Here is a 9,322-nt window from a genome sequence, read left to right on the forward strand (position 1 = left end):
CCCTTCCGGGACCCCGCCCTTCCGGGACCCCCGCCTTTCTGGAACCGCTGCCTTCCTAGAGCACGGCTCCGTCACCGGCGCCCTGGAGTCCGCGGAGGCGGCGCACGGCGTCGTCGAGGTGCTCGTCGAGCATGCGGTGCACATGGTCGGCCGGCGCGGACCGGATAGCGGTGCGCAACACGACGTGCTCGTCGACCTGCTCTCCGAGCACGGGATACGTGGTCTGCAGCGCACCCAGGCACATGCGGGTCTCGACCAGAAGGGTGCGCGCCGCCCGGATGAGCCGCGGGCTCGACGAACTCGCCACCAGAATTTCGTGGAAGCGCTGATCGCCGTCGGACACACCGGCCGGGTCGTCGCGCTCGGCGGCAGCACGCATCGCGTCGACCGCGGGGCCGAGATCGTGCCACGCCTGCTCCCTGCGGCCCTCGAGAATCAGTTCGAGGGCGCCACCCTCGATGACCCGGCGGCTGCGGTAGATGTCGACGACATCGTCGAAAGTCAGTTCCGTCACGAAGATTCCGCGATTCCGGATGCTGTACAGCAGCCCCTCCGAGAGCAAACGCTGCATTGCTTCGCGAAGCGGTCCACGCGACACTGCGAAATGCGTCGCGAGTTCGGCTTCCCCCAATTGGGTGCCCGGCGCAAGCGCGCCCTTGACGATGGCAGACCGAAGCTGTTCCGCGATGAGTTCCGCTGTCGACGGCCGCGCGACAGGCCGGAGATCGTCGAGATCACCGAGCGCCATGATCGATACCTTCCCCGAACAAAGTGCCCAGTTCCGGGCGTATCACTGTACATCCGGCCAGTCGCAAGCCCTGCCACAGCGTGACCTGATTTGCGGTGAGAACCGGTTTCCCGACGTGCTTTTCGAGTTCTCGGAGAATGCGCAGGGTGTGCATCGCGGTATCGGGGACGAGGATCGCGTCGGCATCCGGATGGTCACCGGCCGCAGCGAGGTCCAGCACGTCGTCCGCGGAGAGCGTGCCCACCTCGGCGGCCGTGTCGATCCCCGCGACACCGAACGACACCACGTCGCTCCCTGTCGCGGTGAGAAACTCGACGAACAGTGCGCCGACATCGCGGGGATAGCTCGCGGCCACCGCGACGCGCGTCGAACCCAGAGCGGTCAATGCGTCGACGAACGCGAAGCTCGTACTCGATGCGGGCACGCCCCCGGCCGCGACAGACAGGTCGTCGACTTGCGTGCGCGCGCCCTCCAGCCCGTAGACGAAACTGCCCGATGTGCACGCCCACATCACCGAATCCGGATTTTCCGGTGCCAAGAGGGCGGCACCGGCCGCGAGTTTCCGCGGACCGCCAAGGTCGAGCAACTCGGGTACCGCGTGCAGATCGGTGCCGTAGATATGCGCGACGGGCAAAGCGGCGCCTACGAGTTCCGCGGCGAACACGAAGTCGTCTTCTGCGGCATGGCCGGGATAGATGATCCCCACCTTCGCGGAACGGTCCTGCTGCATCAGAAAACTCCTCTCAGCCATTTCCCCGGTCCGGTCATCGGTAATCTCATCCGACCGAGACATGCCCAGATGGTGAGCTGGTTCGCTGTGAGCACGGGCTTGCCGAGTTCTTGCTCGAGCGGGGCGATGAGGTCATAGGTGGGCAGATTGGTGCAGCTGACGAAGATCGCTTCGGAATCGGGACTGTCCGCGGCGATGATTCGCTCGGCGATGGTGCGGTAGTTGACTTTCCAGATGCCGCCGCCGAGTCCCAGGTGGGTCGACCGGACCACCTCGGTCCCGGCTTCGGCGAGAAAGCTGTGCAGGAGTTTGGTCAGCTGCTCGTCGTACGGGGTGATCACCGAGATCCGCGTGAGCTCGAGGTCGTGCAGTGCTTCGAGTAGCGCCCCGGACGTGGTGACCGCGCAGGCGGCGCCGGCTTCGCAGATGGCGTCACACAAGGTCTTCTCGTAGCCGATACCTTTGATGAAGCTGCCGGAGGTGCACAGATAGGCGACCACTTCCGGTTCCACGTGCAGCACGTCGCGGGTAGCGGTGACGAGGTGTCTTCGCTCCGAAACCAATTCGGCCATCTCCAGACTGACCGGGACCGGTTCGTAGGGTGTCCGCGCCAGATGCAGACTCACCTCGAGCGGTGCCCAGCGCCATAGTTCGCGCTCGAGAGCGAGATCGAAAGGCGCGATGATGCCCACTCCGCGCTGTGCCAGAGGCCCCTCGAATTCGGGGATGTCCAGTTCCATGCAGTCCCCCGAACGACGTCCATTCCGGCAATCCCCCGGCAGGTAAGATTGTTGACAATCATACGATGCGCTCATACGGTGTCAACGTGAACGCGAACCCGGTCGTGGCAGTGCTTCATGCCGAAGCCCTGCCCTCCGCGGTGCGGATGGCTCCGGTCGCCGAGCATGCGACCCTTCGCTACACGAAGCGCGAAGGACTGGCAGGCGCTCTCGACGGCGCCGATGTCCTGTTCGTCTACGATTTCCAGTCCGACGCGCTCCCTGACGCGTGGTACGCGGCGAACGCACTCTCCTGGGTTCACGCGGCCTCGGCCGGTGTCGATCCGCTGATGTTTCCCGAGTTGGTCGACAGCGATGTCACGGTCACCAACTCACGCGGAATCTTCGACGTTCCGATCGCGGAATACGTTCTGGCTCAAATACTGTCGTTCACCAAAGACATCCCGGAATCCCTGCGCCTGCAACGAGACCACACCTGGAGACACCGCGACTCCGAGCGCATCGTCGGCCGCAGCGTCCTGGTTGTGGGCACCGGGCCGATCGGGCGGGCCATCGCGCGACTCCTCACCGCCGTGGGAATGAACGTCAGCGGGTCGGGCCGCCGCAGCAGGACCGGCGACCCGGACTTCGGCACCGTCACCGCAACCGAGGATCTTCCGTCGGCGCTGGCCGCAGCCGACTTCGTCGTACTCGCAGCCCCTCTCACCGACAGCACCCACGGACTGTTCGATGCCGAATTGTTCGGGCACGTGAAGCGCGGTGCACGGTTGATCAACGTCGGTCGCGGTGAACTCGTGCGCACCGACGACCTCGTCGACGCACTCCGCTCGGGCGTGCTCGCGGGCGCCGCGCTCGATGTCGTCGATCCCGAACCGCTACCGCGCGACCACCCCCTGTGGGATCTTCCCCGTGTAGTCGTCACCCCGCACAACGCGGGTGACTTCGTCGGGTGGCAGGACACGCTCGTCGACGCATTCGCCGACAATTTCCGCCGCTGGAGAGCAGGATTGCCACTCGAGAATGTCGTGGACAAGCGACTCGGTTACGTGCCGAGTTCGTGAGGGCCGGTGTGCCCGGGCAGAACCCGGCACACCACCCGGACAAGGAGAACACGATGAACCCGACCGACATGACCGCCGTCGAACTCGTCACCTCGTTCTCCTCCGGTGAGCTGTCGCCGGTCGAAGCCGCGCGGGCGGTGTTCGACGAGATCGCCGCACGCGACGGTGAGATCAACGCCTATTGCCTCGTCGACGAAGAGAAGGCCCTCGCTCAGGCGCGGCGTTCCGAGGAGCGCTGGCGCACCGGATATTCCAAGGGTCTCCTGGACGGTGTGCCGATCTCGATCAAAGATGTGTTCCTCACCGCGGGATGGCCGACGTTGCGGGGTTCCCAAGCCGTCGACGAACATCAGCCGTGGCACGTGGACAGCCCGGTGACCGCGAGGCTGCGTGAGGACGGCATGGTATTCGTCGGCAAGACCACGACGCCCGAAATTGCCTGGAAGGCCGTCACCGATTCCGCGTTGTACGGGATCACCCGCAATCCGGCAGATACGACGAAGACCGCGGGTGGATCGTCGGGCGGGAGCGCCGCGGCGGTCGCAGCCGGATTCGGCCCGTGCTCCGTCGGCACCGACGGCGGCGGGAGCATTCGGATTCCCGCCGCGTTCTGCGGAGTCGTGGGATTCAAACCCACCCACGGACGGATCCCGCTGTTTCCGGCGAGCCCGTTCGGCCCACTCGCCCACGCCGGACCGATCACCCGGACGGTCGAGGACGCGGCGCTGCTCACCGACATCCTGTCGCTTCCCGATCACCGCGATCCCACGGCGCTCGCGCCCCCGATCATGACCTTCAGGGGTGCGCTCCAGCGGGAGGTACTGGGCATGGGCGTCGCGTATTCGAAGACCCTCGGATACGTGACGGTCGATCCGGAAGTCGGTGAGATCGTCGACGCGGCGGTGCGAACACTCGACGAGGCCGGACTCCCGGTGACCGAGGCCGATCCCGGTTTCGGCGACCCCCTCGAGGCCTTCGAGATCATGTGGGCCGCGGGCGCGGCCGCAATGCTGGCGTCCTTCCCCGAAGGCACCCGGAACAAGGTCGACCCGGGCCTGGGCGCCGTCTGGGAGCGCGGCGAGCACCTGCGCGCCGTGGACTATCTCGATGCGCGGGCGGTCGCAGCGAGCCTCGGAATCGCGATGGGCCACTTCCACCAGACGCACAACATGCTCCTCACCCCCACGGTGCCGATCACCGCGTTCGACGCGGGTCACGACGTTCCGCCGGGATCCTCGGCAAGCAGTTGGCCGCAATGGACGCCGTTCAGCTACCCCTTCAACCTCACCCAGCAACCGGCGATCAGCATTCCGGTCGGCACGACGGCCGCCGGCCTGCCGGTGGGCCTGCAGATCGTCGGACCGCGCCACTCCGACGACCTGCTGCTGGCGGTCGCCCGATTCGCCGAATACGCGCTGAGCTAGTGCGACGTCACGGCGCGAGCACGTAGCGGCCGCGCACCCCGCCCGCAGCGACCGCGCGGTGGGCATCGGAGGCCGAATCGAGCGGTACGACGGAATGCACCCGCGCCGGGAGCCCACCCGACGCGGCGCGCACGAGCAGATCACCCAGCCTGGCACCGTCGGGGCGCGTTTCCACGGCCGATACCGAGATTCCGCGCTCGGTGGCCGGAACCGCGTTCGGCTTGACGCCGACGAATCTCCCCCCGTCACGGACCACTTCGAGCGCCCGTTCCTGCAGTGACGCAGCGTCGGCGACCGCGTCCCAGCCCGGCTCTGCGTGCGAGGCGAACCGGACGCCCAGACTCCGCACGAACTCCTCGTCCTCGGGCCGAGCAAGACCTGTTACCTCCCATCCCCGTTCGGGCGCGAGTGCGAGAAGATAGCCGCCCACCGCGCCCGCTGCCCCGGTCACGAGGAGTCGGTGCGAGTCCGCGGGTGCGTCACCGAGCAGGTCGAGCATCTGCACGGCCGCCAACCCGTTGACCGGCACTGTCGATGCCGTGATCAGATCCAGTCCGTCCGGGACGACGGCGAGGCCGGCGACCGGTACGACGACTTGTTCGGCATACGTGCCGTAGTCGCGATCGAAGCCGCCCACCATGCCGGCGACGCGGGTGCCGATCTCCAGGTCCACCCCGGGGCCGGCATCGAGCACCGTGCCGGCGAACTCCCACCCCAGCCCTGTGTATTCGGGCTGGTCGATCAGGCCGATCGTGTGGAAGAACCCGTCCGCGACCCCGAGATCGACCGGGTTGACGGGCGCGCCGGCGATCCCGACACGAACCTGCCCGGGTCCCGGTCGCACGACGGGAACGTCGATGATCTCGATCGAGCCGGGCCCGTTCGGAGTGCGCACCACAGCGGTGCGGAAAGTCGATGTGTTCATCGGTTGCTCCTCGGCACTTGTATCGAATGACCCTCCGCTTCATCATGGGTAGGTAGCTCTCCAAAGGGAAGTACGCACTTCGAAGTGCGTAAGGCACCCGCCGGTAGGAAGGAGCACTCATGCCGACCATGACTGCGGCCCAGAAGCGAGCGCAAGTACAGGCGGAGTACGACGCATTCCTGGCGGAGTGCCCCAGCCGTCAGCTGCTCGCGCGTATCTCGGACAAGTGGGTGGCGTTGATTCTCGCCGCGCTCGGGAGTGACGGGCCCTCCCGCCCCGGCAACGATTGCAGCGGTGAACCACGAGCGATGCGCTACTCGGAACTGTCCCGCAGGCTCGCGGGGGTCAGTCAGAAGATGCTCACGCAGACACTGCGGTCGCTCGAGCGCGACGGCCTGGTGACGCGCACCGTCACCCCGACCGTGCCGGTCACGGTCACATACGAACTCACCGAACTCGGGCTGTCGCTCCACCAGGTGATACGCGGGATCAAGGCGTGGGCCGAGGCACACATGGACGAGGTGCTCGCGCACCGCGCACGGTACGACGCGGAGTGACGAGTGACGGGGACCGATCAGTCGCGGGCGAACGTCAGCGTCTCCCCCGCTGCGCCCTCCATCCACAGGTCGTTGCACGCCACCGCGAGGTCGGTCAGGCCCTCCTCGATGGTCGCGAACACGTTGCCCGGCACCCACCCCACATCGCCGTTGAGGAGCAGGTTGTTCCGCCCGTAGAAGAGCGCCAGATCGGTAGCTCCCTGCGCCGCATGCGCTTCCGATCCCGGCTCGTATCCGTATGCGGAGTTCCCGATCTCCCACGGTTCGAAATCGAACAGGCACACGTCTCCGGGGATCGGGGTCACCGTCGGGTTCTCCCGATGCGGAGCACCCGTGATGCGGGGAACGAGGGTGTACACCTCGTTGCGCGCGTACTTGGCATGGAATGCGGACCCGTTCTGCGGCAGAGCGTTCCATACCGCTTCACAGGTCAGGGGTGCCTCTGTGTCCAGCAGTCGTGCGCGACAGGAGACGCCGCGCTTGTCGAGGGAAATGGTGATGAACCGGGCCACAGGATCTCCTTCGTACGCGGGACAGTTCAGATCTCGGCGAGAACCTCCGACCAGATATCGAGTGCCTCCTCGACCTGTTCTCCGGTCACGACCAGCGGAGGGATCATGCGTACCACGTTCATATAGGCGCCGCAGGTCAACAGCAACAACCCTTTTCGTGCTGCTGCGCGCTGTGCTGCTGTGGCGCCGTCGCGGTCGGGCGCACCGTCGGCATCGGTGAATTCGGATCCCACCATGAGCCCGAGCCCACGAACGTCACCGACGGCGGGTGTCGCCCGCGACTGCGCACCCGCCAGCAACTCGTCTCCACGCAGCGCCGCGTTCGTCACGAGTCCTTCCTTCCGGATCACCTCGAGTGTGGCTACCGCCGCCGCACACGACACCGCGTTGGCACCGTAGGTTCCACCCTGCGATCCCGGCCGGGCACGAGACATGAGTTCCTCGGAGGCCGCGATACCGGACAACGGAAATCCGCTCGCGACCCCCTTTGCCATCGTGATCACATCCGGGCGCACGTCGAAGTGCTGGTGCCCGAAGAACTTTCCGGTTCGCCCGAATCCCGTCTGGATCTCGTCGAACACGAGGAGGATGCCGTACCTGTCGGCACGCTCCCGCAGGCCCTGGAAGAAGCGAACGTTGCCCGGGACATAGCCGCCCTCGCCGAGCACGGGTTCGACGAAGAATGCCGCCGTTTCGTCGGGTGCGGTGACGGTGGCGAAGAGGTAATCCAATTCTCGGAGCGCGAAATCCGTTGCCTCGTCTTCGCTCCACCCGTACCGGTAGGCGGTGGGGAACGGCGCGACATGCACGCCTCCCATCAACGGGGAGAAGCCTGCGGAGAAGCGGGTGCCCGACGTCGTCATCGACGCGGCGGCGACCGTCCGGCCGTGGAATCCGCCGTGGAAGACGACCACGTTGGGACGGCCTGTCGCCTGCCGTACGAGACGCAGCGCTGCTTCGACAGCCTCGCTGCCGGAGTTCGCAAAGAACAGTGAATCGAGACCTTCGGGTAATACCGGACCCAGTGCCTCGACCAGTTCCAGGAGCGGTCGGTGCATCACGGTCGTGTACTGGCCGTGGATCAGGGTGGCGACCTGCCGCTGCGCCGCCTCGACCACATGCGGATGACAGTGCCCGGTGCCGGTGACACCGATACCGGCGGTGAAGTCGAGGTAGCGACGCCCGTCGCTGCCGTACAGATAGCAACCCGACGCGTGGTCCACGGTGACCGGGGTGGCTTGCAGGAGAAGTGGTGACAGTCGTGCCATGAGGGCCCTCCCGGGATGCACCTACCGAATTCGGGCACTTGCTCTTGTCGGATTGTTGACAATATGCATAACATGGGCCCACGCCGAAGGCAACGGCACGCGGGGAGAACCGCACCCGAAGCGAGCCGGCCAACTCGACCGGGATCGGGTCAGGCCGACCGTCCCGTCCGCGGCAATCGGCTTCGCCGCGCCCAGGGAGTTTCATCGGTCCGCGAGCAGGGAATGCCCTCAGCGACAACAGCGCCGACCGATGAGGCAATGATGATTACGAACAACGAACTCGATACCCTCGCTCGTGCCACCGCGTACGGTCCGGACGGCACCAAATTAGGAAAAGTAGGCGAGGTATATCTCGACAACAGAACCGGGGAGCCGGGCTGGATCACGGTGGTGACCGGACTGTTCGGTACCCGCCGTCACTTCGTCCCCGTCGACGACGCCACCCTCGACGACTCGGGTGTGCATGTGCCGTTCGGCAAGGACACGGTGACAGGCGCGCCGAATGTCGAGGAGAACGGCGAACTCACGCCCCTCGAAGAAGACGAACTGTACCGCTACTACAGCCGCGCTCACGAGGGCGATTCCGCGTCCACCGACGCACATCGGAACCCGGACGCCGGGCGATCCGGTGATACGGACCGAATCGGTGGCACGGACCGGATCGGTCATTCCGATCGACCGGGTGACACCGGCGGGACGGGCACGCTGCCCCCCGACGCGGCACGCGAAGGCATTGCTGGGAACTACCGCCCGTCGCACGACACCCAGCGCGACGATCCGCTGCAGCACTCGGTCCCCGGTGACACCGCCTCCACCCCGTCGTCCCCCTCGGGCACGGCACGTGGGGTCTCCGAGTCCGGAGACCGGACCACCGGGTCGCCGTCGCAGGGCTTCGGCGATCCGGGATCGTCCGGGCACTCCCACAACCCGACTCCGGGCACCCTGTCCACCCCGACCCCCGGCACGCATTCCATCCCGTCCACGGCGAACACGCACACGGGGTCGGATACGCACACGGGGTCGGATACGCACACGGGGTCGGATACGCACACAAGTCACCGCGCCCCCGGCAATCTCCCGGGTAACGCGACCCCGGATGCCCGTATCGGCGAGAGTTCCGACACTCACCGTACCGGCACTCCGGACGTCCGCACCGGCGGTGACCGCGACCGGAACAAGGAAGACAAGGGTCACGGCGACGAGCCGCGCAAGCCGCGCCTGGTGAAGCGCGTGGTGACCACGGAGTACTACGAAGAGGATCCGGACGGCTCCACGCAGTCCTGATACCCGCCTGACCGTCGAAACTCCAGACGAAAAAGGGGGCCCGCGCCCGGGGTGGGGCCCCGGGGCGGCGCCC

At 66.6% G+C, this 9,322-nt stretch carries 10 protein-coding genes; 4 read left to right on the forward strand and 6 right to left on the reverse strand.

What is annotated here, in order from left to right; translation table 11 throughout:
- Nucleotides 1–55: 55 nt before the first annotated feature.
- The 3 genes from TVH25_RS19325 to TVH25_RS19335 are packed head-to-tail and all read right to left on the reverse strand — an operon-like array spanning nucleotide 56 to nucleotide 2,218.
- Nucleotides 56–748, reverse strand: a complete 693-nt coding sequence (locus tag TVH25_RS19325; RefSeq protein ID WP_422425238.1) for a GntR family transcriptional regulator — start codon at nucleotides 746–748, stop codon at nucleotides 56–58.
- Nucleotides 735–1,478: a maleate cis-trans isomerase family protein gene (locus tag TVH25_RS19330; RefSeq protein ID WP_422425239.1), complete on the reverse strand. Its 744-nt coding sequence runs from the start codon at nucleotides 1,476–1,478 to the stop codon at nucleotides 735–737. The genes TVH25_RS19325 and TVH25_RS19330 overlap by 14 nt, the downstream gene beginning before the upstream one ends.
- Nucleotides 1,478–2,218, reverse strand: a complete 741-nt coding sequence (locus tag TVH25_RS19335; protein WP_169623075.1) for a maleate cis-trans isomerase family protein — start codon at nucleotides 2,216–2,218, stop codon at nucleotides 1,478–1,480. The genes TVH25_RS19330 and TVH25_RS19335 overlap by 1 nt, the downstream gene beginning before the upstream one ends.
- 86 nt (nucleotides 2,219–2,304) lie before the next feature.
- Between TVH25_RS19335 and TVH25_RS19340 the strand changes: the two genes are divergently transcribed.
- Together TVH25_RS19340 and TVH25_RS19345 are read left to right on the forward strand one after the other, a co-directional pair.
- A complete protein-coding gene (locus TVH25_RS19340; protein ID WP_422425244.1) occupies nucleotides 2,305–3,279 on the forward strand; it encodes a D-2-hydroxyacid dehydrogenase in 975 nt (324 codons plus the stop codon).
- Between the two features lie 53 nt (nucleotides 3,280–3,332).
- Nucleotides 3,333–4,703, forward strand: a complete 1,371-nt coding sequence (locus TVH25_RS19345) for an amidase (protein ID WP_169623074.1) — start codon at nucleotides 3,333–3,335, stop codon at nucleotides 4,701–4,703.
- 7 nt (nucleotides 4,704–4,710) lie between these two features.
- Here the strand turns inward: TVH25_RS19345 and TVH25_RS19350 are convergent, their stop codons facing one another.
- On the reverse strand, nucleotides 4,711–5,628 hold the full coding sequence (locus TVH25_RS19350) for an NADP-dependent oxidoreductase (RefSeq protein WP_422425240.1): 918 nt from the start codon (nucleotides 5,626–5,628) through the stop codon (nucleotides 4,711–4,713).
- Between the two features lie 119 nt (nucleotides 5,629–5,747).
- On the opposite strand from TVH25_RS19350, the gene TVH25_RS19355 reads away from it, so the two are divergent.
- Nucleotides 5,748–6,185 carry a winged helix-turn-helix transcriptional regulator gene (locus TVH25_RS19355; protein ID WP_422425241.1) on the forward strand — a complete coding sequence of 146 codons (438 nt, stop codon included), beginning with the start codon at nucleotides 5,748–5,750 and terminating at the stop codon, nucleotides 6,183–6,185.
- 17 nt (nucleotides 6,186–6,202) lie between these two features.
- On the opposite strand, the gene TVH25_RS19360 is transcribed toward TVH25_RS19355, so the two are convergent.
- On the reverse strand, nucleotides 6,203–6,697 hold the full coding sequence (locus tag TVH25_RS19360; protein WP_169623071.1) for a DUF3830 family protein: 495 nt from the start codon (nucleotides 6,695–6,697) through the stop codon (nucleotides 6,203–6,205).
- 26 nt (nucleotides 6,698–6,723) lie between these two features.
- A complete protein-coding gene (locus TVH25_RS19365; RefSeq protein ID WP_422425242.1) occupies nucleotides 6,724–7,965 on the reverse strand; it encodes an aspartate aminotransferase family protein in 1,242 nt (413 codons plus the stop codon).
- Between the two features lie 258 nt (nucleotides 7,966–8,223).
- On the opposite strand from TVH25_RS19365, the gene TVH25_RS19370 reads away from it, so the two are divergent.
- Nucleotides 8,224–9,249, forward strand: a complete 1,026-nt coding sequence (locus TVH25_RS19370) for a PRC-barrel domain-containing protein (protein ID WP_422425243.1) — start codon at nucleotides 8,224–8,226, stop codon at nucleotides 9,247–9,249.
- The last annotated feature ends 73 nt before the right edge of the window (nucleotides 9,250–9,322 follow it).

The organism is Rhodococcus sp. 7Tela_A2, assembly GCF_049311045.1.
GTDB lineage: Bacteria > Actinomycetota > Actinomycetes > Mycobacteriales > Mycobacteriaceae > Rhodococcus.